Origin of the sequence: Rossellomorea sp. LjRoot5 (assembly GCF_964253455.1) — a bacterium.
Taxonomy (GTDB): Bacteria; Bacillota; Bacilli; order Bacillales; family Bacillaceae_B; genus Rossellomorea.
In genome coordinates this window covers 3,050,236-3,076,965 of the sequence record NZ_CAXUQN020000001.1, presented here as the reverse complement: position 1 = coordinate 3,076,965, position 26,730 = coordinate 3,050,236, and the positions used below count along the sequence as shown (strand labels likewise).

Annotated in this window: 21 protein-coding genes; 14 read left to right on the top strand and 7 right to left on the bottom strand. The window is 45.3% G+C overall.

Features of this window, described 5'->3' with window-relative positions; all coding sequences use genetic code 11:
- Window positions 1–129 precede the first annotated feature (129 nt).
- From ACSQ2E_RS15680 to ACSQ2E_RS15670, 3 genes are all read left to right on the top strand, one after another.
- Window positions 130–1,452, top strand: a complete 1,323-nt coding sequence (locus ACSQ2E_RS15680; RefSeq protein WP_435992002.1) for a 2-hydroxycarboxylate transporter family protein — start codon at window positions 130–132, stop codon at window positions 1,450–1,452.
- Window positions 1,453–1,522: 70 nt separating this feature from the next.
- Window positions 1,523–2,425, top strand: a complete 903-nt coding sequence (locus ACSQ2E_RS15675) for an AEC family transporter (protein ID WP_435992000.1) — start codon at window positions 1,523–1,525, stop codon at window positions 2,423–2,425.
- A 131-nt stretch (window positions 2,426–2,556) separates the two neighbouring features.
- Complete coding sequence (locus tag ACSQ2E_RS15670; protein ID WP_435991998.1) at window positions 2,557–3,807, top strand: YeeE/YedE family protein; 1,251 nt, start codon at window positions 2,557–2,559, stop codon at window positions 3,805–3,807.
- Window positions 3,808–3,849: 42 nt separating this feature from the next.
- On the opposite strand, the gene ACSQ2E_RS15665 is transcribed toward ACSQ2E_RS15670, so the two are convergent.
- Both ACSQ2E_RS15665 and ACSQ2E_RS15660 read right to left on the bottom strand, forming a co-directional pair.
- A complete protein-coding gene (locus ACSQ2E_RS15665; protein ID WP_435991996.1) occupies window positions 3,850–4,914 on the bottom strand; it encodes a CotH kinase family protein in 1,065 nt (354 codons plus the stop codon).
- Between the two features lie 112 nt (window positions 4,915–5,026).
- Window positions 5,027–5,584 carry a helix-turn-helix domain-containing protein gene (locus ACSQ2E_RS15660; protein ID WP_435991994.1) on the bottom strand — a complete coding sequence of 186 codons (558 nt, stop codon included), beginning with the start codon at window positions 5,582–5,584 and terminating at the stop codon, window positions 5,027–5,029.
- Window positions 5,585–5,687: 103 nt separating this feature from the next.
- Here ACSQ2E_RS15660 and ACSQ2E_RS15655 point away from each other — a divergent pair, with 103 nt between their 5' ends.
- The 3 genes from ACSQ2E_RS15655 to ACSQ2E_RS15645 all read left to right on the top strand — a co-directional run bounded on the left by ACSQ2E_RS15655 (window position 5,688) and on the right by ACSQ2E_RS15645 (window position 8,260).
- The gene (locus ACSQ2E_RS15655; protein ID WP_435991992.1) at window positions 5,688–6,407 is read left to right on the top strand and encodes an AzlC family ABC transporter permease; all 720 of its coding nucleotides are present in this window, start codon (window positions 5,688–5,690) and stop codon (window positions 6,405–6,407) included.
- Window positions 6,404–6,715, top strand: a complete 312-nt coding sequence (locus tag ACSQ2E_RS15650; protein WP_435991990.1) for an AzlD domain-containing protein — start codon at window positions 6,404–6,406, stop codon at window positions 6,713–6,715. The genes ACSQ2E_RS15655 and ACSQ2E_RS15650 overlap by 4 nt, the downstream gene beginning before the upstream one ends.
- Window positions 6,716–6,988: 273 nt before the next feature.
- Window positions 6,989–8,260: a M48 family metallopeptidase gene (locus ACSQ2E_RS15645; RefSeq protein ID WP_435991988.1), complete on the top strand. Its 1,272-nt coding sequence runs from the start codon at window positions 6,989–6,991 to the stop codon at window positions 8,258–8,260.
- Between the two features lie 24 nt (window positions 8,261–8,284).
- Here ACSQ2E_RS15645 and ACSQ2E_RS15640 read toward each other — a convergent pair whose 3' ends face one another.
- Together ACSQ2E_RS15640 and ACSQ2E_RS15635 are read right to left on the bottom strand one after the other, a co-directional pair.
- The gene (locus ACSQ2E_RS15640; protein ID WP_435991986.1) at window positions 8,285–8,950 is read right to left on the bottom strand and encodes a DUF421 domain-containing protein; all 666 of its coding nucleotides are present in this window, start codon (window positions 8,948–8,950) and stop codon (window positions 8,285–8,287) included.
- Window positions 8,951–9,085: 135 nt separating this feature from the next.
- On the bottom strand, window positions 9,086–9,322 hold the full coding sequence (locus ACSQ2E_RS15635; RefSeq protein ID WP_435991984.1) for an IDEAL domain-containing protein: 237 nt from the start codon (window positions 9,320–9,322) through the stop codon (window positions 9,086–9,088).
- 196 nt (window positions 9,323–9,518) lie between these two features.
- Here ACSQ2E_RS15635 and ACSQ2E_RS15630 point away from each other — a divergent pair, with 196 nt between their 5' ends.
- Window positions 9,519–10,088, top strand: coding sequence for a competence protein ComK (locus ACSQ2E_RS15630; protein ID WP_435991982.1), 570 nt, complete (start codon window positions 9,519–9,521; stop codon window positions 10,086–10,088).
- 8 nt (window positions 10,089–10,096) lie between these two features.
- On the opposite strand, the gene ACSQ2E_RS15625 is transcribed toward ACSQ2E_RS15630, so the two are convergent.
- Window positions 10,097–10,486 (bottom strand): hypothetical protein, encoded by a 390-nt coding sequence (locus tag ACSQ2E_RS15625; RefSeq protein WP_435991981.1) that lies wholly within the window; start codon window positions 10,484–10,486, stop codon window positions 10,097–10,099.
- A 205-nt stretch (window positions 10,487–10,691) separates the two neighbouring features.
- Between ACSQ2E_RS15625 and ACSQ2E_RS15620 the strand changes: the two genes are divergently transcribed.
- From ACSQ2E_RS15620 to lepB, 3 genes are all read left to right on the top strand, one after another.
- Window positions 10,692–12,662, top strand: a complete 1,971-nt coding sequence (locus tag ACSQ2E_RS15620; protein ID WP_435991979.1) for a S9 family peptidase — start codon at window positions 10,692–10,694, stop codon at window positions 12,660–12,662.
- Window positions 12,663–12,944: 282 nt separating this feature from the next.
- On the top strand, window positions 12,945–13,586 hold the full coding sequence (locus tag ACSQ2E_RS15615; RefSeq protein WP_435991977.1) for a TVP38/TMEM64 family protein: 642 nt from the start codon (window positions 12,945–12,947) through the stop codon (window positions 13,584–13,586).
- Window positions 13,583–14,143 (top strand): signal peptidase I, encoded by a 561-nt coding sequence (gene lepB / locus ACSQ2E_RS15610; protein WP_435991975.1) that lies wholly within the window; start codon window positions 13,583–13,585, stop codon window positions 14,141–14,143. Before ACSQ2E_RS15615 ends, lepB begins: the two co-directional genes overlap by 4 nt.
- 89 nt (window positions 14,144–14,232) lie before the next feature.
- Here the strand turns inward: lepB and ACSQ2E_RS15605 are convergent, their stop codons facing one another.
- Window positions 14,233–15,747 carry an HD domain-containing phosphohydrolase gene (locus ACSQ2E_RS15605; protein WP_435991973.1) on the bottom strand — a complete coding sequence of 505 codons (1,515 nt, stop codon included), beginning with the start codon at window positions 15,745–15,747 and terminating at the stop codon, window positions 14,233–14,235.
- Between the two features lie 334 nt (window positions 15,748–16,081).
- Here ACSQ2E_RS15605 and ACSQ2E_RS15600 point away from each other — a divergent pair, with 334 nt between their 5' ends.
- Window positions 16,082–17,176 carry an endonuclease gene (locus ACSQ2E_RS15600; RefSeq protein WP_435994575.1) on the top strand — a complete coding sequence of 365 codons (1,095 nt, stop codon included), beginning with the start codon at window positions 16,082–16,084 and terminating at the stop codon, window positions 17,174–17,176.
- A 176-nt stretch (window positions 17,177–17,352) separates the two neighbouring features.
- Window positions 17,353–17,889, top strand: a complete 537-nt coding sequence (locus ACSQ2E_RS15595) for a GNAT family N-acetyltransferase (RefSeq protein WP_435991971.1) — start codon at window positions 17,353–17,355, stop codon at window positions 17,887–17,889.
- Between the two features lie 216 nt (window positions 17,890–18,105).
- Here the strand turns inward: ACSQ2E_RS15595 and ACSQ2E_RS15590 are convergent, their stop codons facing one another.
- Window positions 18,106–19,263, bottom strand: coding sequence for an MFS transporter (locus ACSQ2E_RS15590; RefSeq protein WP_435991969.1), 1,158 nt, complete (start codon window positions 19,261–19,263; stop codon window positions 18,106–18,108).
- Between the two features lie 164 nt (window positions 19,264–19,427).
- Between ACSQ2E_RS15590 and addB the strand changes: the two genes are divergently transcribed.
- Both addB and addA read left to right on the top strand, forming a co-directional pair.
- Window positions 19,428–22,910 carry a helicase-exonuclease AddAB subunit AddB gene (gene addB / locus ACSQ2E_RS15585; RefSeq protein ID WP_435991967.1) on the top strand — a complete coding sequence of 1,161 codons (3,483 nt, stop codon included), beginning with the start codon at window positions 19,428–19,430 and terminating at the stop codon, window positions 22,908–22,910.
- Entirely contained in the window at window positions 22,903–26,661 is a 3,759-nt protein-coding gene (gene addA / locus ACSQ2E_RS15580; RefSeq protein ID WP_435991965.1) for a helicase-exonuclease AddAB subunit AddA, read from the top strand. The genes addB and addA overlap by 8 nt, the downstream gene beginning before the upstream one ends.
- The last annotated feature ends 69 nt before the right edge of the window (window positions 26,662–26,730 follow it).

Below are 26,730 nucleotides of genomic sequence, written 5' to 3'. Positions count from 1 at the left end.
GTTTCATAAAATGAGTATAATGTAAGCGGTTGCTAAGGTGCGATTACAGGGGTGTAAGGAAGAGAGTGCTGGAAAGAGCGGTACAGCATTTTAGTTCGTACTGATAAATCGACAAAGGGGATGAACAAAATGGGACAAGCAGCATCAACAATTTCATATGAAAATGGGAAAACAAAAGAGGATGTGACGGATACGAAAGATCGTTCTCTAAAGGTTTTTAATATGCCGATCCTTTGGTTCCTGGTCTTCGCAGGGATTACGCTGGTTAGCATGTACACGGGGAATCTGCCGGGAGGGATGATCGGAAGCCTTCTCGTCATGATGGTCCTTGGTGAATTATTTGGATGGGCGGGAGACCGTACCCCCATCGTGAAAACATTCCTTGGAGGCGGTGCAATCATAGCGATTTTCGGCGCGGCTTATATGGTCTATGCCGGCCTGCTTCCTGAAACCACGGTCACATCCATGACCGACTTTATGAAGTCAGGCGGATTCTTGAATTTTTATATTGCTGCGTTAATTACCGGAAGTATATTGGGGATGAATTCGAAAGTGTTGGTAAAGGTGGGCCTTCGCTACTTTCTGCCAATTTTCGGGGCAGTGGCGGGAGCGGTCATTGTGGCCGGTATATTTGGATCTCTTGTCGGCTTTACCCTTAAAGAAGCCATCCTTGTCATTACCATGCCAATCATGGGTGGTGGGATGGGAGCTGGCGCAGTGCCGATGAGTCAAATCTATTCAGAAATGATGGGGAATGATCCCAGCTATTATATATCGATGCTTGTACCGGCACTTGCGTTGGGAAATGTATTTGCCATCATTCTGGCATCGGTTCTTGATATTATCGGGAAAAAGGTCCCTTCCCTGAGTGGAAACGGCCAGCTCATGAAAGGCTTTACCTATGAGAAAACAAAGCAGAAGTATCATATTGAGAAGATGGGAGTAGGCTTACTCGCTGCCCTGACATTCTTTACGGTCGGTACCTTGCTGGGATCCATTCTTCCGCTTCATCCCTATGCGATCATGATCATTCTGGTCGCTGTGGCGAAGATTTCAAATATCATTCCTCAAAATGTAGTAGAGGGAGCGAGTCAGTGGTATCAATTTGTAGCCGGTAACTGGACTTTCGCTTTATTATTTGGGATCGGTGTTGCGTACACGGATTTGAATACGGTCCTTGAGGCCTTGACTCTTCAATATATCCTGACTGTACTCGGAGTGGTCCTGGGGGCAATCATCGGTGCGGCAATCCTTGGGAAACTGGTTGGTTTTTATCCGATCGAAGCAGCCATCACAGCGGGGCTGTGCATGGCGAATATGGGGGGAACAGGGGATGTTGCCGTTTTGTCAGCATCCAAACGAATGGAGCTTATGCCATTTGCACAGATTTCTTCACGACTTGGTGGCGCATTGATCCTGCTATTAGCCGGATTAATTATCCCACTCCTGTAAATATGGTACACTTAGGCTTGACTCTAGTAGTCAGGCCTATCTTTCATTTTAATAGATTGTGGTGACATAAATGGACGTAATATTGATTGTAATGCCTGCCTTACTGGTCTTTGCTGTTGGATATATAGGTCAAAAGAAACTTGGTTTTGAGATCAATTCGATTTCGAAGATGGCCATCTACTTAATGTATCCATTTCTGGCGTTCAAGACCTTTTACGAAAATGAACTGAATATGGACTATCTTTATATTTTTCTCTTTTGCATCGCACTTTGTGTGATGTTGATTCTTTCCATTAAAATAGTGGCTGCGATCAGGAATTATTCAAAACCGAAAGAATCGGCAATGATCCTTTCCGGGGTTTTCATGAATTCGGGTAATTACGGTGTACCCATCATTCTGTTCGGGTTTGGCGAACTCGGTTTTCGCTATGCGGTCATCATGATGGTGATTCAATCGTTCCTTATGAATACGATCGGATTGTATTATGCCATAAGTGGAAGTGACAAAGCGAGTGGCTCAAAGGAAATCTGGATGAAGATTGTCAAAATGCCGATTTTGTATGGTGCATTTATCGGGCTTGCCTTTCAGGTATTGCACCTTCACGTTCCACTATTTTTAACTCAAACGATCGATTTGATCTCACAAGCAACAATCCCTACGATCATGGTGGTTCTCGGGATGCAACTGGCCACTCTTGGAGGGAAGAAAGTGGAGAGAAGTGCATTATCCTTCATCGTGATCATGAGAATGGTCGCTTCGCCCATTCTGGCATTGGTGATCGTCTCCCTGCTGCCGATTTCCTCTACACTTGGTTCGATTCTTATTATATTGGCCAGCATGCCGACTGCTGCGAATACGACGATGTTTTCACTGCAATTCAATACAGAACCTGATCTCGTATCAACAAGTACCTTGGTCACGACCCTGTTGAGTATCGTGACGATTCCGGTCATGTTGGCACTGGTTTCATAATGCAATACCACTTGAGTGTTCCCGCTCAGGTGGTTTTTTTATGGAAGCTCATCCTTTGACAGAAGCCGAAGAATCCATTACTATTGTAAAATGAATTCCAACCAAATCAATAAGATTAAGGAGGATTTGTTATGGCTGACTACGTTCAACCAATCAATGAACAAAAAGGTCCCGAGAAAAAGAGTACTGAATTGAACTCGCCACAAACCTCATTAGTGGCTGGTGGAATCATTGTATCAGCGGTTCTTGGTCTATACCTGCTCTTTACGCAAGAAATAGCCCAAACTATGCTTCTCGTTCTCGGACTTCTGTTAGGATATACATTATTTCATGCACGATTCGGATTCACTTCTGCCTTCCGCAGGGTGATGTCTGTGGGGAACGGTCAGTCGATGCGTGCCCATATGGTGATGCTTGCCGTTGCCGTTACCTTGTTTGCACCGATTCTTGCTACAGGATACACATTTTTTGGAGGGGAAGCGGCAGGCTATGTGTCACCAGTCGGTGTCAGCCTGATTGTTGGAGCCTTTCTGTTCGGAATCGGGATGCAGCTGGGGGGAGGATGTGCTTCTGGAACCCTTTATGCGATTGGTGGAGGGCGTTCCGTCATGTTCATCACGCTGTTATTCTTTATTGTAGGTGCAACCGTTGGAGCGGCTCATCTACCATTTTGGACAGAGGAGCTTCCTTCCTTTAAGCCAATCTCGCTTGCCACGTCCACCGGATTAGGTTATTTCGGGGCTTGGGTTGTTTCCATGTTATTCTTCGCATTTGTTGCGTGGGTCACCCTTCGAATCGAAAAGAAGAAGAATCCCCCGCGTATGGCAGTTCTTCCGTCAGCAAAAGGGTGGAAGCGGATCTTCCGAGGATCCTGGCCACTTATCGCAGCTGCCATCGTTCTTGCTGTATTAAATGCTCTCACTCTCATGACGAGGGGAAATCCATGGGGAATTACGTCTGCCTTTGCGTTATGGGGATCAAAGGTTGCCGGAATGTTCGGTGTAGATGTTGCCAGCTGGGGCTATTGGTCGGGAGTCAACGCAGAGGCCCTTCAAGCGTCAATCTTTGCTGATTCCACAACCGTATTGAATTTCGGTGTCATTCTTGGAGCGTTCCTGGCTTCTGCAGCCGGAGGGTTGTTCCGCTTCAATAAGATCACTGGTAAAAATGCCATGGCATCGGTCATTGGCGGACTGTTGATGGGATATGGTGCCCGCTTGGCATTTGGATGTAACATCGGCGCTTACTTCGGAGGAATTGCTTCCTTCAGCCTACACGGTTACATCTGGGGAGTTCTCGCCCTTGCCGGCACATTCCTTGCACTATATCTTCGTCCTCTGTTCGGCCTGTCCGTTCCAAAACCGAAGGATACGTTCTGTTAATGGAAAGCGTGGGAATTTCTTGTTCCCACGCTTTATTTTTGTCTAGAAATACTTTAACTCCTGTCTCAGGAAAGCACTGCGATCTTCAATGAATTGAAGGATGAAGGGGGGTTCCCGGTCATATAAATCAATATCTTTCTGAAAATGGGGGTCCATCAGGATATAGGGTCTCAGGGAAGAATGTAAACTCATCACTTTGTCTTCAAGGTAGGTCACATTGAAGCTCGTATCAAGAATTTCCTCCAATATATCTTTATATAATTTCCGGAAACCGGATCGTTTCATCAGCTGGGTGGTCAGTTTGTTTTTCGTTTTCCCCGTAATCGGCACATAATCCCATTCCATGGCCTCCCCGTTCACCCGCCTTCCAAACGTAGCGTCGTAATCCCACGGTATGATGGAAAATTGTTTATCTATCCCGTTCAGATACAAAGCGTAGTTATGGGTGAATCCATCATTATTCATCGTACAGACAGCCCCGGCAAGCCACCTCAAGTAATTTTCAATGTGTAAGAGCTGAGGGATTTCATGTGAGAAGGTTGAAGGTGAATTGATCTTCCTGATGAAATGAATGAGATGGTGATCATCTTCCATATTACCGAGTTTTCGCTGATATCCTGATGTCAGGCCCCGCTTTCTCTTTTGTGAGAAGTCAGCTTTGTCGCTGACAGCATAATAGATCGTTCCCGGGGGGAGATTTCTCTTTTTTAAGTAAATCTCATCCACAGATTCCAACTGAAGGTATAAACCAAGAGGTTCTCCCTTCAGGGTAACGAATACATGCTTACTCTCCGGTGTGTGGATGCCCAGTTCTCTCATGAAATCAAGGGAAAGTTTATTGCGGAAATGGGAGGGGTCAATGGATTCTGCGTTCAGATGTAGTTCTGATGATTCGTCCCAGCCGGGTTCTTTGGCAAATTCTATATGATACGATTTTTTTTCCAATTCCCGTGTATAGGATCCCCTGTACCGGATATGGATGTCATGTACGGTATCTTCTATTTTCAATTGAGCCGGAACGGGGGTGTTACTCCATATGTCACGTTTCAGCTCCCGTAAATCAGCATGATCGAATTGGAGGTCAAATGAGGGCAGGGAAGGAGTCATGTTCAATATTCTCCTCTCAACTTTAAGATGTAATAGTATATTGGTCAGTTCCAAAGTTTGACACCTGAGAAAAAAAGCAGTCATGAAATGGAGGTCCCATTTCATGACTGCTTTACTCTTCCCCGTAATAGATGACCATTTGGCAGACAGCTACTTGATTCGACTCATTGGAGTATGCATGACCGGAGTCAGCGGCAAATCGAATCGAACTTCCTGCCGTCAAATCATACTTTTCCTCTGCAATCATCAGGGAAACCTCTCCTGAGAGGACCGTGATGTATTCCTCCACACCCTTCGTATGTCCGTCGTTCCGATAGGTACAACCCGGTTTCATTTCCACACGATAGCTTTCCCACTTCTTTAAGGGGTCAAAAGGGAAGATGGGATAAACAATGTAGTTGCCATCGTCTTCAAGCACAGGCTGAACGTCTTCATAATGAATGATGGACACCTGGTTGCTCGGCTTTTCGATAAGGGAAGAAAAGGATACCTTCAAGCCATTGGCTATCTTCCACAGAATGGCAACGGTAGGATTCGAATCACCCCGTTCAATCTGACCTATCATCGCCTTGCTGACCCCTGTCCGTTCAGCCATTTGTTCAAGGCTGAACCCCCGTTCTCTCCGGATCTTTCTGATATTATCACCAATTTGTATCGGGAAATTTTCCATGAATTAAACTCCTCTTGTTTATTATAACGTCTATATGTATAATATAATAAATTATCGAAAAATTAAAACAGTGAGTAATACTTATTATAAAGGATGTGAGGGGATGGAAGCACTTCTTTCTACGAAAAAAGTGAGCGATTTTCGCTATGGCCTGCAGGGTGGCGTCAGCATTGCCATTGGATATATGCCTGTGGCCCTGACGTTTGGACTGTTGGCACGTACTACCGGGCTTACAGTGACGGAGACGATCTTGATGAGCATGCTCGTGTTCGCGGGGGCCGCTCAATATATATCCTTGAGTCTGATTGCGGTTGGTACCGGGATTATTGAAATCATCCTTACAACGTTCATTGTAAACATCCGTCACTTTCTGATGTCTGCATCGTTAAGTGAGAAGCTTGAAGAAGACCGTTTGTTTAAAAAGCTTTTTTATGCGTTTGGTATTACGGATGAAACCTTCACGGTCATCAGTGTTAAAGAGGGGAAAGTAAAGCCGGGGTTTGTCGTTGGGGTCATCCTCATTTCATATGGAAGCTGGGTCGTGAACTCCGGGGTGGGATATTTTATCGGAGAAGTCCTCCCCGGGTTCCTCCAGGTCAGTATGACCATTGCTTTGTATGCCATGTTTGTCGGGCTTCTCGTTCCTTCTATGAAAAAGAGCGTAAAGGTCACATTTTTAGCCGTGGTGGCTGGTGCTTTAAATAGTACCCTTTTGTTTACCACAAACCTTTCAAACGGCTGGTCGATTGTCGCCGCTACGATTGCTTCTGCCGTGATTGTAGAGGCAGTCGTCATGCTAAAAGTGAGGGGAGAAACCAAATGAATCCTGCGATTGTGTGGATGATTATTGGAATGGCCGTAGTTACCTACATACCTAGAATGCTCCCTTTCCTTGTATTTAAGGGAAAGGAGCTTCCTCCTTTTATTCAAGGGGTGCTGAAGAATGTTCCTTTTGCTGTATTGGGAGCGTTGATATTCCCGAGCATTCTTTTGATACAGGAAGGGAACCTCCTGTTTGGAGCTGTGGGGACGGTAGCTGCCTTTGCCATTGCGTTCTTGGGAGCCAACGTGATCCTTGTGGTGATCGGGGCGATTTTCGTTTTGTCTTTGTATACAGTCTTCATAATGTAGAAGGTTATTGGTCACGGAATCGTGGCTTTTTTTTATTGAGCATAGGCGTCGTTGTGGAATGGCAGATAAATTATGAAAAGGGCAGATAAAATTTTATTCTGGCAGATATAATGAAGATATGGCGGATATGTGGCACGTAAATCACCAGAACAAGCAGGTATACGATTTTCCCTGCATGAACGGCACCATTTCACTCACCGTCCGTGTTTAGGTTCTAAAACTTTGGACAGGGTATTACATATAAGTAATGAGAACGTGAAGGGAGGAAGTATGTTGGCTAGAAAATGGGCGTTTAGATCGATATTGGCTTATTTGCTATTAGGCTTATTTTTATATGTGTATTTATTTTTCCTGGCGGATTCCACTTTACCTGAAATGTATAAGGGAAGCAGTGCGGACCCGGCCACCTTTATGAATAATAAAGAAATTCTGTTGAGTGAGGACTTTTCAAAAATCAAGAATCTTTTGTTCTTCTTATCCACTCCGTATGAATGGTTATTCTATTTCTTGATCCTGATTTTCGGTGTATCACGTGTGTTTGAGAAATGGGCAAGGGGAACGGTGAAGAACGGGTTCCTTCAAACGGCCATTTTCTTATTCTGGTTATCGATCACTTCGTTTGTAGCGATTTTCCCCCTGCAGTATATTTCTTATAAGATTTCAAAAAGCTACCACATTTCCACTCAAACGTTTTCCATGTGGATGAAGGACGAAATTACGGATTTCTGGGTGAATTATCTGCTCATGTTCATCATCGTCTCGGTCCTGTATGCCTTGATGAAACGTTTTAAACAGCGCTGGTGGCTGGCGGCCTGGGCTTTGTCTGTTCCATTCACGATTTTCATGATGTTTGTACAGCCTGTACTGATAGATCCCCTCTATAATGATTTCTATCCATTGAAGGATAAAGCATTGGAGGATCAGATCCTATCCCTGGCCGACAGGGCGGATATCCCTGCAGACCACGTATTTGAAGTCGATATGTCTGAGAAGACCAATTCCCTTAACGCGTACGTCACCGGAGTGGGATCCAATTCCAGGATCGTCTTATGGGACACAACCCTTGAAAAGCTGACAGACAAGGAAATCCTCTTTGTCATGGCCCACGAAATGGCTCATTACGTGGAAAAGCACATCTATATCGGGATCGGGATCTATCTCGTTTTGTCCTTCTTCGGACTGTTCCTGACGGCTAAGCTGATGAGGGGTATCGTGGCCAATCACAGTGATGATTTGAAAGTATCGAGAGTCTCGAATTTGAGCTCCCTTCCATTATTCTTAATGATCACATCCATGCTGTTGTTTACGATCAGTCCACTCAGCAACTGGATTTCCAGGTATCAGGAAACGAGGGCGGACCGCTACGCCATTGAAATGACTGGTGATAAGGAATCGGCCATCTCGTCCTTCCAGAAATTATCGAAGGTGGGGTTATCCCAAGTGAATCCGCCGCTTTTGGTGAAGATCTTCCGTTACGGACACCCTACCATGCTTGAGCGCTTGTCGATGCTTGAAGAATATGAGGCGGAAAAGAAAAAAGAGTAAAGATAAAAAGGCCTGGTTACTCACCTAGGCCTTTTCTCTTTTGCTGATGACAAGGTTCTTTGCTTTTTCCGTCATGTAGGCGAAGATGACATCTTTGTGATGCAGGTTGGAGTTGGTGAGTTGAGTTTCCAGCCAATCCTTAGATTTCCCCAGGAGTCTCAAATTCCGGGTTTGGATCTTACCGTCCACTATGACTGAAATCGGCAGACCTTCGTCGTCGATCTTTAACTTGAGATGTTCCACGGTAACCGGAGTGTTTTCTACCTTGGGAATGATACTCACTTCACCGATCGGCTCAAGCATCGCATAGTCCACATCAGAAATTTTGGGGTACCCTTGAGATCTGAGGATGGACGTTAATTGAATGAGTGAGATTTTTGATTTTTCCAGGTTATCTTCTAATATTTCCCCATTTTTTATTAACAATGTCGGCTCTCCCAGGAAGAATCTGTTTCCCCATTGACTTAACGTAAGGAATGAAAACAGCACATGGAGCCCTACAAGAAAGATGAGGGCTGTGATGGTCGGCCAGAATTTTGTTGAAATCAATGGCTCAGATGCAATGGTCCCGACGATGATGATGGCCACCAGGTCATAAGGGGTCATCTGGACGATCGTAGACTTACCCATCAGCCTCATAGCCGCTATGGTGATCAAGTAAAGGACCAAAACTTTTATCAGTAGGATCATGATGATTCGCTCCATCGTGTATAGATTTTCCATTAGGATTAGCTAATGGGGAGGAAGTCATGCACTGAAGGTACCGAAGGCCCGTCCAATTAAAAGGGAATGGCTGACTCAGATGGAGTCAGCCATTTAGTATGATTAACCGTAACTAACGTTCAATTCATTCAATTCCTTTGATAATTTCATGAATAGCACTTTATCCTTAGTATCCAGGGCGGCATCAATGTCAATTAGGAGTTTGGATTTCCGGGTCATTAAAATACTTTCATGCAGGACCATATCGATATATATTTCCATTACGCTTCTTTCAGTGGCTTTCTTCCGGGTCATGGCAGCGGCTTTCATCATTTCTGTATAGGACTTTTTGCTTTCCATATACGTCACCCCTGAATTCTTTTTATTAGTATATGGGGTAAGTAATAAAAATTCAACCAAAAAATTAAATATTCTGATAATTTTTTGTTCATAAATCAGTAGAGGGAGATAAATATCAGAATTTTTAAAAATATGAGAGACAACCCTCGGAATTTATGGTATTATTTTGGTGAAAAATGTAAATGGAGGCGATGAAATGAGAGAAAAATCTCGAATTATAGAAGAATATGAAGTAAATCCCCATACGATGATCCTTCAGCCTATGGAATATGGCGCCAGGACATTCACGAAAATAATAGAGGTGGATGACGTATTGATTTCTCCGTTCAAACCCTTTGAAATTCTGAAGAAAAGTTGTGAATTCTTTGGCTGTTCTTATGAAGGCAGGAAAGAAGGTACGAAAAAACTTACGGGTATCATCTACAAAGCCCCCATCATGGTCAACCCTGATATGTTCATTTATCTATTCCCGACATCCTCTCCAGTGAAGCAGGAATGTGCCTGGATCTCCCACTCCCATGTTCGGGGATATGAACGGTTGACAAATGGATCAACACGAATCTTCCTACAAAACAATGAATCCTGCACGGTTCCCATTTCTTACAGTTCTTTTGAAAATCAAATGCTCCGCACCTCGGATTTACGCATTGCCTATACACAGCGGATCGCCGAAATGGAAAGTAAATATAATACGAAAGTCCAGACTGAAATGCATAATGTAAAGACGTTCTATTTGAATCGACATATCCACAAAACCGATGCGTGAGCAGAGTATCACGCTTCTTTTGTTGTATCGGTCTTTGATTCCGTGAAACGGCGAAACAAATAATGTCTCATTAAATCCTCCACCCGGTTCCGAAGGCGTGGATTGAAGTAATTATGATGCTCTTCATATCCCTTATACAAAAACATATACATCGTAAAAGCATCATCCGATTGAATCCGTTCCACCTTCATCTTATTCGTCCTCATATACTTTTTAACATGGGCCAGTTCTCCCTGTATGACCTTCATCGTCTCCTCGATCATCTCTAAATACGGTCTCTTTAATTTAAATGGGCTGCTGTCGACGATTTGCAGGTCGCGATTCAATATCGTCAGCACCATGGGCAGATAGATTGCCTGCTCCAAAATATTCCGATCGGTCTCCGGTATCCTTGTCATATGAAAAGACTCCTTTTCACTTTGGTATAGAACGTGTGTTCGTGTTTAATATTTTACGTTGATTTCAATTTACTTTCAATAGGGAAAATTGTAGAATTTGAATTTGTTTCTATTATGAAGGGGATCGCAGGTTTTTATCCGTGGAGGATTCGTATTTTCAGTGTCGAAAATATAACAGTACAGAATGAAAGGAAGGTGCCATAGTATGAAGAAAAGCATGAGCATAAAAGACCTTTACGAATTAAAGGCTGTATCGGATCCAACGCTCTCACCGGGTGGGGAAGAAGCTGTATATATTCAAACGGTGATGTGTAAAGAAAAAGATGAATATTTCTCAACCTTACATAGTATCGGCCTAAAAGAAAAATCCATTCGTCAATGGACGTTTGGGGAACAGAGAATTTCGTCACCAAGGTGGTCACCTGATGGAAGGAGGATTGCTTTCATCTCCAACCGGTCCGGTGTCAATCAGCTTTATCTCATCAGTCGGGATGGAGGAGAAGCAGAGCGAGTCACGGACTGTCCGCATGCGGTCTCGAATCCTGTGTGGTCTCCATGCGGTGAAAAGATTGCCTTATCCATTCGCTTAGATAAAGGCGGAACGTTCGATCATAAAGAAGAAAAAGAGAAAAAACCAAAGCCGTTTGTTACAACAAGCATGAAATATAAAAGTGATGATCGCGGCTTCCATGATAATTCATATTCACAGATAGCATGTGTGGATATAGGAACGAAGGAAATGAAAAGGCTCACGGATGATGAGCATGACTACACGCTTCATTCCTGGTCCCCTGACGGAAGGTACCTTGCCGTATCGACAGACAGGAAAGAAGACAGGGACTTTTCATTCCAGTCCGATCTATATCTTTTTCACCTTGAAACGGGAGTGCTTAAACAAGTGAACGGAGAGCCGGGATACTACGGAGAAGCAAGCTGGTCCCCGGATGGCATGCGCCTGGCCTATATTGGCCATAATCGTGAATTTGAAAACGCAACTCATAATAAGATATGGATTCACGAACTTAAGACCGGGCACAGCATTTGCCTGACCGAAGGGATGGATGTTCCGGTAGGGGATCATCTTAACAGCGACAGCCTCCAAGGCTCGTCGCGGACGGGGATACAATGGTCAAAGGACAATGAAAGTTTTTATTTTCTGGCATCGGACTCGGGAAATACGGTTCTCTATTATGCTCACATCGAGGGGGCCATTTATCCTGCACTCTTACAGGAAGAGCAGCATATATACGGATTCGACCTGGATTCGGACCGCCAAACCATCCTGTTGGCCATGAGCAGACCGACAGAGCCCGGAGAATTGTATACACTGCATGTCCCGACCGGAGAACTGACCACCATCACCCGTTTAAACGGGGACCTGCGTGCCGCGAGGGAACTGTCCTCTCCGGAATCGTTCATGTACAACGGGGCAAAAGATTGGCCGGTACAAGGCTGGATCATGAAACCTGCGGGGTTTGAGGAAGGAAAGAAGTATCCACTTATCGTCGAAATCCATGGCGGTCCGCACACGATGTACGGAAACACATTCTTTCATGAGTTCCAGGTGCTGACAAACTGTGGATATGCTGTCTTATACGTCAATCCCCGTGGAAGTCACGGCTACGGTCAGGAGTTCGTCGATGCCGTAAGGGGTGATTATGGCGGCGGGGATTACGAAGATATCATGAAGGCAGTGGACTATGCACTGAAGGAATTTCCGTTCATTGATGAATCCCGCCTTGGCGTAACCGGTGGAAGCTATGGAGGCTTCATGACCAATTGGATCCTCGGTCACAGCGACAGGTTCAAAGCGGGCGCGACCCAGCGATCGATCAGTAACTGGATCAGCTTTTATGGAGTCAGCGACATCGGCTACTATTTCTCCGAGTGGCAGATCCAAAGCGACCTTGGGGACGTTGAAACTCTGTGGAAGCACTCTCCCCTCGCCTACGTGAAGGATATGAACACTCCTCTATTGATCCTTCACAGTGAAAATGATTACCGCTGTCCGATCGAGCAGGCAGAACAATTATTCATCGCATTAAAGCGACAGAATAAAGAGGTGAAGTTCGTCCGCTTCCCGGAATCCAACCACAACCTCTCCCGTACAGGAAAGCCATCCATGCGGGAAGCCCGTTTACAGGAAATCGTGGACTGGTTCGGGGAGCATTTATAGAGGATTGGGAGAACTGTCATTCCAGTGGGGATGGCAGTTTTTTTGAGGGAATCGGAGTAGGAGAAGGGGAATGACCACCTTTAGACGTTCGGCAGATTCTCATAGGCCCGTCCCGAAAAATTACCCTTCCGCATGAGGTTTACAATCCCCCGCTTTAGGAAAACGTGTATTAATAAAAACGACGCGTGAAATTGAAATATGGAAATCCTGTTCCGGTGTGATATGATGGGAGAGTAAGTAGTGAAAGCGAAGTTCATGGTCGTTTAAGGGGAAACATATAATATGGATATCAATAAGATAAAAGATTGGTTTACGCTTGAAAATATGATGGATTTGATTCAGCAATATCGTTCATTTGGACCGATTCCCGGAATCCTCCTTCCATTGCTGGAGGCATTTCTTCCGTTCTTGCCCCTGGTGGTGTTTGTGACGGCCAATGCGAATGCTTTCGGTTTATGGTGGGGCTTTTTGTTCTCGTGGATCGGTGCTACGCTTGGTGCACTGATTGTCTTTCTATTGGTGAGGAGATACGGGGAGGCACGGGTCTTTCGCTTCTTAAGAAAGAATAAGCAAGTGAGTCGATTGACGAAATGGGTAGACAGGCATGGGTTTGGACCGCTGTTCATCCTTTTATGTTTCCCATTTACTCCGTCTGCGGTTGTAAATGTGGTGGCAGGATTATCCTCCATCAGCATCGCTCAATATATGCTGGCGGTGGTGACAGGGAAAATGGTGATGATATTCACCATAAGTTTTATAGGATATGATATTATATCATTAGTTAAACAACCAATTCGTACAGTAATCGTTGTGGCTATTATTCTTGTGTTATGGTTTGTCGGAAAAAGAATTGAGATACATCTGAATAAGAAAATGGAATTAGACCAACGAATAGAACGGAAAAAGCAGGAGGAATCAAATTGAGAGAAGAGGTAAAAAGAGAAGGACTTGAATGGATCAAAGCCTTGGGAATTGGATTAATCATATTCATCATCATTCGGACCTTTCTCTTCTCCAACTATGTGGTGGAAGGCGAATCCATGATGCCTACACTGCAGGATGGAAATAAACTTGTTGTCAATAAAATCGGCTATCATATAGGAGAATTGGACCGCTTTGATGTAGTGGTGTTCCATGCAAATGAAGAAGAAGATTATGTGAAGAGGGTCATTGGTTTGCCTGGTGATAAAATCGTGTACAAAGATGACAAACTTTACGTGAATGGGGAGTATTATCCCGAACCCTATTTAGAGAAATTCAAGCAGGAGTACATCGGGAGTAAGCTGACGGGTGACTTTACCTTGCAGGAAATCACAGGTGAAAAAACAGTTCCTAAAGGTAAGATATTCGTTCTCGGGGATAATCGCCGGGGAAGTATGGATAGTCGCTATTTCGGATTTGTCGACCGTGAGCAGATTGTCGGGAAAGTGGACCTTCGCTATTGGCCGATCAATGAATGGGATGTACAGTTTAAAAAATAGAACGACCAAGAAGGCGACTTGTAAGAGGGGCGCCTTCTTTTTTTAAAAATTAATGTTTGAAACGAATCCCCGGTGTGGGATGAAGGTGTTCATCCTGTCTGCCTTGTATCCCCGGACCCCTTTTCCATCGTCTTCAAAAAGGCCTCCACAAACTCCTTGTCCCACTGTGTCCCTTTTCCTTCCTGCAGGATGGAGAATGCCTTCCCATAAGGCATCCCTTTACGATAAGGGCGGTCAGATGTCATGGCGTCAAATGCATCGGCGACAGCGATCAACCGTCCGAATACGGGTATCTCGTCTCCTTTTAATCGATCTGGGTAACCGAAACCATCCATACGCTCGTGGTGATGCTTAATCCCGGGTAAGATGGGCAGGAGTTCTTCCGTCAACTGAACCCCTCTAACAATTTCTTCACCGATTACAGGGTGACGCTTGATTTGATCAAACTCTTCATCTGTCAATTTACCTTCTTTTAAAAGCACATCATCGCGAATCCCGATCTTTCCGATGTCATGAAGGAGGGCCGCCTTATTGAGTAAATCGATCTCCTCTAGAGACCATTTACACTGTCTGGCAATCATTACGGAATATTCCGCCACTCGCTTGCTATGGCCGGCAGTATAAGGGTCGCGGGCATCCAATGTGCCTGCCACCACTGCGAAAAACTGGTCTAGGAGCTGCACGTTTTTCTGATCCCGGAGATTGATGGCTTCTACCATATGGTTAAATCCCGAAAAGAGGTGGGAGAACTCGTCTGTATACGTATTTATAGCAGGTGAAACATGACCCAGTTCCACTTTTTCAAAACGGTTGACCAATTCTTTTACTGGTCCTTCAATGCTTTTGAAAATAAGGATCGCCCCATAGAAGGCGAGTACCGTGATAATAAGGATCAAGGCACCCGCCCATTTCCAGTAGTCAACTAGAAGAGCTGAGTCCGTGATGGATAAGCGAATCTGTGAGGCAAGTGAAAACAGCAGAATCGGAAACAGGGCAAGAAATAACGAAGCAGCCAGGATCTTTTGTTTTAAACTGATAAATAGAGTCGACTGCTTTGAGGGATCGACTCCATACCTTTCCATTGTTTTCCTGATCAGATCTCCCTGGAGCTTGTGACAAGCTTTGAAGGTTAAGAAAAATTCAATCAACGCATGAAGGATCGCCACTAAAAATGCACCACACCAGGCGTAAAGAATGTAAGAGTATGGAATGGAAAGAAAACCTCCCCGGATGAAGACCACTGTCAGCAAGGTTGACGGAACGGCAAGTCCCAGAAAATGGGGAAACATGATCCGTTTAACCGTTAACAGCGGGAACCTTTCTGTCTGGTGATAGGCGGTTAGGAGAAGATCCAATCTAATGGTCGGATCCGTCTTATGGTAAACGTCTTTAATTGGACGAATATGCTCCTGGTATACGAGAAATTCAAAACCGAACATCGTGACAATCGAAAGAAAGATGATGCTTCCCATGGCGATGAATTCGTCTTCCTTAAGGGACAGGGTTTGGAAAATGAACACAGACCCGACACCGAACACTGCTATAAAACTGCCTAAAAGATAATTTTTGATGATGGTACGCTGAAAATGCTGAAATATCTCCAAGGATGAATCCCCCAATTTCACTAACATTTAGTAGATTCATTATATAGGAAAAGGGGGTGGGGGAACATGATAGTTTTAAAGATTTGTTTGAGAGGGGGCACTTTTTACGTTGGTGAAATGTACCAAAATCACCATTTGATCTTTGTGAAATAAGACTCATTTTCCCTTATTTACACAAAATTTACCCTATTATGACAATTGGTGTTGTACGCTAAATGAGTAATGTATTCAAAGGAGGAGAAGCAATTTGAAGTCCATACACAAAAAAGTCATCGGTATTTTTGCCCTTGTATTTATTTTTACGATTGCGTGCAGTCAAGTATCACCGAGTCAAATGAGTGCTGCTGGAAATGGGACGTGGAATTCCCCTTATACGGTGGATCAAGCCATCTCAAACCAAAATGGATCTATTCAGTCCGTTGAAGGATATGTGGTCGGGCAGCCGACCTCGGGCTCATCAGTTGTCACAAATAATTTTCCGAATGATTATGCATTGGCATTAGCGGTTTCACCATCAGAGGCCAATACGGATCAGATGATATATGTCCAAATCCCATCTTCATACCGGTCAAGCTTTGGCCTCCAAAGTAACCCGGGATTAATGGGTGAAAAAATCAAGGTGACTGGCAGCTTGACGGCCTATTTTTCCCACCCGGGAGTGAAGTCGACATCGGCGTTTGAATCGTTGGAAGGCGGGGAAACAGACCCAGCCGACCCTCCATCCGATCCGACCGATCCACCAACTTATGAAGAATATTACAACACGGCTGAAGGAAAGACGGGCGATGCCCTGAAAACTGAGCTGCATAACATTATCGATGATCATCAAACCCTTTCTTACGATGCTGTATGGGGTGCGCTGCGCAATACGGATGAAGATCCGAATAATTCGAATAACGTCATTCTCCTCTACTCTGGCCGCTCACAATCGAAAACGACAAACGGCGGAGGGGTGAACGACTGGAACCGTGAACACGTGTGGGCTAAATCCCATGGTGATTTCGGAACGGCACAGGGACCGGGGACGGACCTTCATCATTTAAGGCCCACGGATGTTACGGTCAACTCTACAAGAGGAAACCTTGACTTCGATAATGGTGGAAACGAGCAGAGTGAAGCCCCGGGCAACTATTATGATAGCGATTCATGGGAGCCTCGTGATGAAGTGAAAGGCGACGTGGCCCGAATGATTTTCTACATGGATGTCCGCTATGAAGGGGACAGCGGGGAAGTGGATTTGGAATTGAACAATAACGTCAACAACGGAAGTGCCCCTTATATGGGGAAAATGTCCGTACTTCTCGAATGGAACGAAGAAGATCCCGTTGATGGAAGGGAAGTCCGCAGAAATAATATTATATTTGAACAGTATCAAGGAAATCGAAATCCATTCATTGATCACCCCGAGTGGGCAGAAATGATCTGGTGAAGAAATTGGGCCTGGAGTCTTCCGGGTCTTTTTTTAGAGGAAGAAGAATCACTTTGTAAAAGAATTACCGAAAACCAATGTGGGTAAAGTCAACAAACAGGCGTTGACAAACCTTTTGCAGGGTCAATAAAGGAAAACAAAGGAATATCTCGAATACATATATCGAGGTGAAAATGATGAAACGGTTATTATCCGGTACAAGAATATATCTATCAGGCTTTCAGGAAGAAGACGTTTCGGCAATAAGGGAATGGAATCAAAATGAAGAAGTGCAAAGACTATTGGATGCCCTCCCCCATAAACCGAAATCAGAAGAAGAAATCAAGAAATGGATGGGTAATCCGGGTGACAATGCCTATCGTTTTGCGGTCCGCCTGAAGGATGACGCCAGAATCATCGGATTTGTTGAATTGGACGGAATTCTTTGGAGCCATCGTGTGGGATGGGTCTCGATTTCCATCGGTGACGAACAGTCATGGGGGAATGGATACGGCAGGGAAGCCATGCAGTGTCTCCTTGCATATGCCTTTCATGAGTTGAATTTACATCGTCTTCAGTTAACGGTATTTTCGTATAATGAGAGAGCGATCCGTTTATATGAATCACTGGGGTTCACGAAAGAAGGAAGCTTCCGTCAGTTCCTGCAAAGAGACGGGAATCGATATGACATGATATTGTATGGATTATTAGTGGATGAATGGAAAGAAGGATGAGGGTGTCCTTCTTTTTTTAGAGGGGAGAGGCTGAGCGCGGGGAGTGAGCGCTCAGTCAATTTCCTTGATTTGTTAAATGACGCGATCACCATCCAGAATGACGCAATAAATGAAAAAACGACGCAATTAAGCCCGGAATGTCAATTTCCCTGCCACAAACCCTCTCCAATTCGAGCTCCACACCTCGAATCTACAGGAAAGAAGGGAAATCGAGAGCTAATCCCCCGTCCCCCATCTCTTCCGCCCCGCATATAACAAGCCTCCCATCCATGCATGAAATAAAAAGCATCCCACTAACAGAAACAGCGATTGTACGTAAGTAAGGTGCATGATGATTAACGGTGCCACACTGGTCCCTCCTAACAATAGGAAAGAGTAGAGACTGAGTGCCTGGCTTCGTCCATTGCCGCTCATATTTCCGATCAACGTGATGACGGTCGGAATCAACAAAGAGATGGCCGAGACAAATAGAATGGAAGAAAGAATGATGATGAAGGGTTCGTGACCATATGCATATATGAAAGCAGCTACCACACTGATCATCGATAGAACGACTCCGATAAACAGAGTTTTGTAGATTCCGAGTGCCTCCATAAGACGGCCGGTGAAAAGGGATAAGCCGGCTCCGATCAAACCTACTGCCCTGGTGAGGAAAAGCAGGCCGGGATCTTCTGAGATGTAGCGGGTCAAACTGTCATAATAGGCGATGAATGTAGCGAGAAGGGTAAAGACGATTCCGTAACAGTAAAGAATTTCTTTTCTCTTAAGCAGCTTCACGATGGTGGCAAATTGTTGTGAGGGTGAAACAGATACAACGTTTGTAGGTGGAAGCGTTTGGTTTCCGATTAAAAAAAGGGAAGCGTATACCATCGCGAAAAAGAAGAATACTGCAGCCCAGCCAAAGAAGCGTGTGATTCCTTCACTTAGCAACTGACCGAGGATACCGGCAAAGAGAAAGCCTGAATTGATGAAGGCCAGAAGCAGGGTCCTATGCTTTCCTGTAAACAAATCATACGTATAGGCAAAAGCGACAGGTGCAAAGCTCCCCAGACAGAACCCCTGCAATCCCCTCGTAATAAATAAACTCCAAAAGTCGTCTGATAGCCCGACAAGCCCCGAAGAAAAGGCAGATGCAAGCATCCCCCAGACGAGGATCCTTTTTTTGCCGAAGTGGTCTGCGGCGTTGGCAAAGGTCAATAAACCGCATGCGTAGAAAAAGATGAATGAAGTTCCGGCCAGGACGACTTCACTTTGTGGAATGGAAAGAGAGGCAGCGATGCTTCCATAAATGGGGATGAATGTGTAAATATTACAAGCTACCATCACGGCCATCCCAATCAGGACAGCAGCGATTCTGTGGAAATTTTGATTCATGATGATTTCACCTGCCTATCTTTACTGTATGCAGATGATCCAAATATTTTCAATCAAAATTGAGACGGGAAAGATTTGTGGTTGTGTACTATAATGAACCTATACAAAAATTCATAAACCCTCTTGGTTAGAATAGATAGAAGTATTAGAAAAGGAGTGAGAGGATGTCTGTACGTTTTATTCTCGGACGCTCCGGTACGGGGAAAACCTATCGCATATTGGATGAGATGAAGAAGAGTTTGTTGGAATCACCTAATGGAGACCCAATCATCTATATCGTACCGGATCAAATGTCCTTTATATCTGAATACGAGCTCGTAAACACACCGGGATTGAATGGTATGATCCGCGGACAGGTGTTCAGCTTCACACGTCTTGCGTGGAAGATCCTCCAGGAAACGGGTGGAATGAGCCGTTATCATTTATCTGATGTCGGATTAAATATGATGATCCGGAAGATCATAGACGAAAACAAGGAGAATCTCCATATTTTCACCAAGGCATCGGACAAGCCTGGGTTCATTCACCATGTGGAAGCGATTGTAAAGGAATTCAAACGCTATTGCATAACGCCCGCGGACCTGCAGGGATTCAAGGGAGACAGTGATCGCTCCAAGGTATTGAAGGATAAGCTTCATGACCTTGAACTGATTTATGAGAAATTTGAGGAAAAGCTTTTCGGAAAGTACATTGATTCGGAAGATTATTTTCAATTGCTGGCTGATCATGTGGGAAATTCCGATCTTCTTAAAGAGGCAGAGATCTACATAGACGGCTTTCATAGTTTCACTCCTCAGGAATATCTCATTATCGATCAGCTCATACAACATACGAAAAAAGTGACGGTTGCCCTTACAACGGATCCTGAGCAGCCAATCGACGCCATGAACGAGTTAAGCCTGTATCGGATGACAAACGAAACCTTCCATACCCTTCAGGATATATGCAGGGAGGCAGGGGAATCGGTGAATGAAGAGATACTCACTAAACCGATTCGCTACCAGAGTGAAACGCTGCTTCATTTAGAGCGTCATTTCGAAGAGCGGCCAACGATACCCTATGAGGGAGGAAGGGACACCATTGAATTCCTCGAAGCGTCCAATCGTCGTGCTGAGGTTGAAGGAATCGCAAGGGAGATCAGAAAGCTTGCCCGTGAAGAAGGGTACCGCTACAAGGATATCGCCGTATTGGTTCGGAACAGCCAGGATTATCGTGATAAGGTCGAAACGATTTTCCAGGATTATGCGATTCCCTTTTTCCTTGATCAGAAGCGGACGATGCTGAATCACCCTCTCATCGAGCTCATTCGTTCCACCCTTGAGATCATGAACACCAACTGGAGATATGAGCCGGTCTTCCGGGCGGTGAAAACAGACCTTTTATTTCCTTATCAGAAAAATCCTGCCGATTTGCGTGAAAAGATGGACCGGTTGGAGAACTATGTGCTTGCTTATGGTATAAAGGGAGACCGATGGACGAAGAAAGACCGTTGGAAATACCGTCGCTTCAGGGGTCTTGAACATGTGGACGCACCTCAGACCGATCGGGAGAGGGAGCTTGAGCACGAGATCAATGAATTGCGGTTATTTATCTCCGCACCGATCATCCGTCTTGGAAAACGATTAAAGAAGCGCGCCACGGGACGCGAATACTGTGAGGCCCTATATCTTTATTTGGAAGAGTTGGATATACCGGCAAAGCTTGAACGAATGCGCATTGAAGCAGAGGAGAAAGGGAATTTGATCGCAGCAAGGGAACATGACCAGGCGTGGTCGGCAGTGATGGATCTTCTTGATCAATATGTAGAGATGCTTGGTGATGAAGAAACGACCATGAAGAAATTCTCATCCATCCTTGAGGCAGGGATTGAAACGATGGAATTCTCGTTAGTCCCTCCTGCCATTGATCAGGTCATTATTGCAGACCTCGAGAAATCCAGGCTTGGCGACATCAAAGCCGCATTCATCATTGGAGTGAATGATGGGATTCTCCCTGCGAAAATGAATGAAGACGGCGTCCTGTCCGATGAAGATCGTGAGTCATTGATCACAAGGGGATTCAAGATCGCCCCGAGTAATAGGACGAAGCTGTTGGATGAAGAGTTTGTGGCGTATAAAGCGTTCACGACTCCGGCAGAACGCCTTTTCATCAGCTATCCCATCGCCAATGAAGAAGGAAAGGCGCTCTTGCCTTCCTCGTTTATTAAGAGATTGAATGAAATGTTCCCGGATGCACCTACAAAGCTTCTCATCAATGAACCGTCGGAACTATCTGAAGAAGATCAGCTTCATTACGTCTGTCATCCGAATGTGACGATTTCCCATCTGACGTCGCAGCTTCAGTTAAAGAAGAGGGAGTATCCGATCCATGACTTCTGGTGGGATGTGTACAATTTTTATACTGCGTCCAATGAATGGAAATGGCATGCCGGGCATATCCTGTCGAGCCTTTTTTATGAAAATCGCGGAAATCAACTGTCAGAGGATACGAGCAAAGATTTGTACGGGGATCATATCCTAGCGAGTGTTTCCCGGATGGAGCTCTTTCATAGCTGCCCATTTTCACATTTTGCCAGTCACGGACTGAAGCTCAGAGAACGGGATTTCTTCAAATTAGAAGCACCGGATATCGGTGAAATGTTCCACTCGGCATTAAAATGGATATCAGAAGAAGTGGAGCGACATGGTCTGACATGGGCATCACTCTCGAAATCCCAGTGTTTGCAGTTGGCGAAAGAAGCGGTTCTGATGCTCGCACCGAAGCTGCAGCATCAGATCCTACTAAGCTCGAACCGGCATTATTATATCGCTCAGAAGCTTGAGCAAATCATAGGCAGGGCAAGCCTCATTCTAAGTGAACATGCAAAGGCAAGCGGGTTTGTGCCTGTCGGGGTGGAACTTGGATTCGGTCCTCATGCGACCCTGCCGCCGTTCCAGTTCCAATTGAGAAATGGGACGAAGATGGAGCTTCAGGGAAGGATTGACCGGGTGGACAAGGCGGAGGATGCAAACGGGGTGTATCTCAGAATAGTCGATTACAAATCAAGCGCCAGGGATTTGGATATGACGGAAGTCTATTACGGATTGGCCCTGCAAATGCTGACATATTTGGACATTGTGTTAACCAATTCGAAACAGTTCGTCGGAAAGGAAGCGAAGCCTGCCGGTGTCCTCTATTTCCATGTTCACAACCCGATGATTAACAGCAAGAAGATCCTGACTATGGATCAAATCGAGAAAGAAATTTTCAAGAGCTTTAAGATGAAGGGGCTCGTCCTTGGGGATTCTGACATTGTCAGATTAATGGATCAGACGCTGGATACGGGTAATTCTGATATCATTTCAGCAGGGATCAAGAAGGATGGTACTTTATCTTCCCGTTCGAAGGCGGTTTCAGGTGAAGACTTCCATTATATGCGTCAACATGTCAGAAAGCTCTATGAAGCCTCCGGGAACCGGATCATCTCAGGAGAGACGGATATAGCTCCATATAAGCTGAAGGACCGGACTCCGTGTCAATTTTGTTCGTTCCGTTCGGTCTGTCAATTTGACCAGTCTTTGGAAGAAAACGAGTACAGAGTGCTGCCGACAGCGAAACCGGAAGATTTATTACGGAAAGTGAGAGAGGAGGCAGAATCAAATGAATAATGATAGTATTCCAGTCAAGCCGGATCATGTTACATGGACGGATGATCAGTGGAAGGCGATCTGGGCAAAAGGGCAGGATATCCTTGTCGCTGCAGCGGCAGGGTCGGGTAAGACAGCTGTCCTGGTAGAGAGGATCATTCAGAAAATCCTCTCAGAAGAAGACAGGATGGATGTGGATGAATTATTGGTTGTTACCTTTACAAATGCTTCAGCGGCTGAAATGAGACATAGGATTGGCGTTGCGCTGGAGAAGGCAATCGATGAGGATCCCCATTCCCGTCATTTAAGGAAGCAGCTCAGTTTACTGAACCGGGCGTCCATTTCGACCCTGCACTCCTTTTGCCTCGAAGTGATACGAAAATACTATTATCTCATTGATATCGATCCTGGATTCAGGATCGCAGATGAGACAGAAGGAGACCTGCTTCGGGATGAGGTCCTTGACGAACTTTTTGAAGAGGAGTACGGCAAAGAAGATAATCAGGACTTCTTTAGGCTCGTCGATACATTTACGAACGACCGAAGTGACGGGGCCCTGCAGGATATGATCAGGAAGCTGTATGATTTTTCTCGCTCCCATCCGAACCCCGATGAGTGGTTGAGAAGGCTCGAGGTTCTGTATGAGGTGGAAGAGGGGAAGGAAATAGATCAACTCTCCTTTATAGAGCCTCTTCTGACAGACATCCGATTACAGCTTCATGGTGCAAAAAGCTTATTTCAGCGCGCACTGGATCTTACCCGTGTGCCTGGGGGGCCTGGTCCGAGAGCGGAGAATTTCTTAAGCGATATCGAGATCGTCGAGAGCCTTGAGGCAAGTCTCGCCGATTCCTGGAACACTTTATACGAAACGATTCAAACCCTGCCCTTTACGAAGCTGAAAGCCTGCAGGGGGGACGATTATAATAAAGAAATAGTGGATGAAGCGAAGAAACTCCGGGATCAAGGAAAGAAAACATTGGAAAAGCTTCAGGAGGATTTCTTTTCAAGAAGACCCGGTTCATTCCTTGAAGATATGCGGAGGATGAAGGACGTGATCCACACCCTGGCGGAAGTGGTGGTCGAATTCGGTAAACGTTTCAGGGTAGTGAAAGAAGAAAAGGGACTCGTCGATTTTGCCGATTTGGAACATTTTTGTCTCGACATTTTAAGGGACCATTCATCTGTTGCATTGGTTCCTTCAGAAGCAGCGAATCTTTACAAGAATAAGTTCAAAGAAGTACTGGTGGATGAATACCAGGATACGAATATGGTTCAGGAATCCATTCTCCGTCTCATAACGGAGGAACGTGAAGAAGTTGGAAACCGGTTCATGGTGGGGGATGTAAAGCAATCCATCTACCGCTTCCGATTGGCGGAACCGAATCTGTTTTTAGGAAAGTATACCCGTTTTCTCCCGGAGAGAGGGGAAGCCGGATTGAAAATCGATCTTTCCCAAAACTTCCGAAGCCGGAAAGAAGTGTTAGAAGGGACGAACTTTTTATTCAAACAGATTATGGGTCCATCTGTTGGTGAAATGGAATACAACAGGGAAGCCGAACTTGTAAAAGGTGCTCCGTATCCTGAAGAAACGGAGTATCCGATTGAAGTGGCCATCATCGATCAGGAAACGGAGGAATCCTCTGCCGGTGGTGATGAAGAGGCGCTGTCCATCTTTGACGAAGGAGATATCGAGAAATCGGTCCTTGAAGCCCGTTATATGGCAAACAAAGTGAAAAAGATGATCGAAGAGCGGACACCGGTCTATGATGCCAAAACGAAATCCGAGCGTCCGATACAATACCGTGACGTCGTGATCCTGCTTCGCTCCATGCCTTGGGCGGCAGAAATCATGGAAGAATTCAAGCGGCAGGGGATACCGATTTATGCAAATTTATCTACAGGATATTTCGAGGCGACCGAGATTGCCATCATGCTTTCCCTGCTGAAAGTGATCGATAATCCGTACCAGGATATCCCCCTTGCGTCCGTTCTGAGGTCTCCGATTGTCGGGCTCGATGAGCAGGGTCTTGCCAGTATCCGGATCCATTCAAGGGCAGGGACGTATTACGAAGCGTTGAAGACATTTGCCGGTGAGAAGCCGGGCAATCCCCGTGAAGAAGAAACATTCGAAAAGGTCAAAGTGTTCCTTTATCACCTCGGGAACTGGCGGACGAAGGCAAGGCAGGGCTCGGTGACAGAATTGATCTGGCAACTGTACCGGGACACCCGTTTCTATGATTATGTAGGAGGGATGGCCGGCGGGAAGCAGCGTCAGGCTAATCTTAGGGCCCTCTATGACCGTGCACGGCAATACGAAGAAACTTCCTTCAGGGGATTATTCCGGTTCCTGCGATTCATTGACAGGATGAGGGAACGGGGAGATGACCTGGGAGTGGCGAGAGCCCTGAGTGAACAGGAAGACGTGGTCCGGTTAATGACCATCCATTCCAGTAAAGGCCTTGAGTTCCCTGTCGTATTTGTCGCCGGTACCTCTAAACAATTCAATCTGATGGATCTGAATGCAGCATACTTATTGGATAAAGACCTTGGATTGGCCGTGAAATATACCGATGCAGCTAAACGAATCAGCTACCCGTCCCTTCCACAATTGGCGTTCAAGCGGAAGAAGCGGATGGAGGCGATCTCGGAGGAAATGCGGGTGCTGTATGTGGCATTGACCCGGGCCAAGGAGAAGTTATATCTGGTGGGTACCGTGAAAAGCGTGGAGAAATCGCTGAAGAAATGGCGAGGGGCTTTAAGTCAGACCGAGTGGTTATTATCTGATTATGACCGGGCCGCGGCGAGTTCTTATCTTGATTGGATAGGTCCGTCCCTCATGCGTCACCCTCAGTGTGGACAGCTTGGCGCGTCAGGAGTTGGCTTGATTAATGAAGAGATTCTCACGCATCCTTCCTGCTTTCATATCAAGACGATTCATAAATCTGAGTTGGTTGCGGACGAGGATGAGGAAATGAGTGAAGAAAAAACGTGGCAGGAGAAAGTGAAAAATGGGGAAGTGGTGGATATTGTGTCTTCCCAACATGAAGAGGTGTTACAACGATTATCGTGGAAATACCCTCATATTCGCGCTACAAACCTCCGTTCAAAGCAATCGGTCTCAGAGCTGAAACGAATGGTTGAAATAAGGGATGAAACCTCAAGTATCGATATACTGAGGCAGCACCATAAACCTGTGTATAATCGACCTCAATTTATGCAATCGAAAGAACTGTCCCCTGCAGAAAAGGGAACAGCTATGCATACAGTCATGCAGCATATTTCATTTGAAGATGGTGTGCCGACAGAGGAAAAAGTTGAAGATCTTTTATCGGAGTTGGTTCGTAAAGAAATCCTGACGGAAGAACAGAAAGAAGCAGTGTCAGTCGAACACATCGCAGGCTTCTTCGATAGTGGACTTGGTAAGAGGATGGTAAATGCCCGGAATATAGAGCGGGAAATTCCCTTCAGTATGAGCGTTCCCCTTAGTGAAATATCAGAAACGGGTGAAGAAGCACCTGAAGAAACCATTCTTGTTCAAGGGGTCATCGACTGTGTATTCAGGGATGAGTGGGGAATCGTCCTGGTGGATTACAAGACAGACGGTATCCATGACCGCTATCAGGGCGGATTCACTGAAGCAAGGCACGTCCTTGAAGAGAGGTATAAAGTACAACTCGAATTATACACCCGGGCATTGGAATCCATATGGAAAGAACCAGTCTCAGAAAAGTACCTGTATTTCTTTGATGGGGGACATGTGTTGGAGCTATAAAAGGAAACACTTCGGAGCATTGGCTTCGAAGTGTTTTGTTAAAAGAATATCTGAACGATCATTCGAAAC

Excerpts from the sequence above, each read along its gene's own strand:
- ACSQ2E_RS15680 (WP_435992002.1), top strand. The coding sequence starts at position 130 with ATGGGACAAGCAGCATCAACAATTTCATATGAAAATGGGAAAACAAAA.
- ACSQ2E_RS15675 (WP_435992000.1), top strand. The coding sequence starts at position 1,523 with ATGGACGTAATATTGATTGTAATGCCTGCCTTACTGGTCTTTGCTGTT.
- ACSQ2E_RS15670 (WP_435991998.1), top strand. The coding sequence starts at position 2,557 with ATGGCTGACTACGTTCAACCAATCAATGAACAAAAAGGTCCCGAGAAA.
- ACSQ2E_RS15665 (WP_435991996.1), bottom strand. The coding sequence starts at position 4,914 with ATGACTCCTTCCCTGCCCTCATTTGACCTCCAATTCGATCATGCTGAT.
- ACSQ2E_RS15660 (WP_435991994.1), bottom strand. The coding sequence starts at position 5,584 with ATGGAAAATTTCCCGATACAAATTGGTGATAATATCAGAAAGATCCGG.
- ACSQ2E_RS15655 (WP_435991992.1), top strand. The coding sequence starts at position 5,688 with ATGGAAGCACTTCTTTCTACGAAAAAAGTGAGCGATTTTCGCTATGGC.
- ACSQ2E_RS15650 (WP_435991990.1), top strand. The coding sequence starts at position 6,404 with ATGAATCCTGCGATTGTGTGGATGATTATTGGAATGGCCGTAGTTACC.
- ACSQ2E_RS15640 (WP_435991986.1), bottom strand. The coding sequence starts at position 8,950 with ATGATCCTACTGATAAAAGTTTTGGTCCTTTACTTGATCACCATAGCG.
- ACSQ2E_RS15635 (WP_435991984.1), bottom strand. The coding sequence starts at position 9,322 with ATGGAAAGCAAAAAGTCCTATACAGAAATGATGAAAGCCGCTGCCATG.
- ACSQ2E_RS15630 (WP_435991982.1), top strand. The coding sequence starts at position 9,519 with ATGAGAGAAAAATCTCGAATTATAGAAGAATATGAAGTAAATCCCCAT.
- ACSQ2E_RS15625 (WP_435991981.1), bottom strand. The coding sequence starts at position 10,486 with ATGACAAGGATACCGGAGACCGATCGGAATATTTTGGAGCAGGCAATC.
- ACSQ2E_RS15620 (WP_435991979.1), top strand. The coding sequence starts at position 10,692 with ATGAAGAAAAGCATGAGCATAAAAGACCTTTACGAATTAAAGGCTGTA.
- ACSQ2E_RS15615 (WP_435991977.1), top strand. The coding sequence starts at position 12,945 with ATGGATATCAATAAGATAAAAGATTGGTTTACGCTTGAAAATATGATG.
- ACSQ2E_RS15600 (WP_435994575.1), top strand. The coding sequence starts at position 16,082 with ATGAGTGCTGCTGGAAATGGGACGTGGAATTCCCCTTATACGGTGGAT.
- ACSQ2E_RS15595 (WP_435991971.1), top strand. The coding sequence starts at position 17,353 with ATGAAACGGTTATTATCCGGTACAAGAATATATCTATCAGGCTTTCAG.
- ACSQ2E_RS15590 (WP_435991969.1), bottom strand. The coding sequence starts at position 19,263 with ATGAATCAAAATTTCCACAGAATCGCTGCTGTCCTGATTGGGATGGCC.
- addB (WP_435991967.1), top strand. The coding sequence starts at position 19,428 with ATGTCTGTACGTTTTATTCTCGGACGCTCCGGTACGGGGAAAACCTAT.
- addA (WP_435991965.1), top strand. The coding sequence starts at position 22,903 with ATGAATAATGATAGTATTCCAGTCAAGCCGGATCATGTTACATGGACG.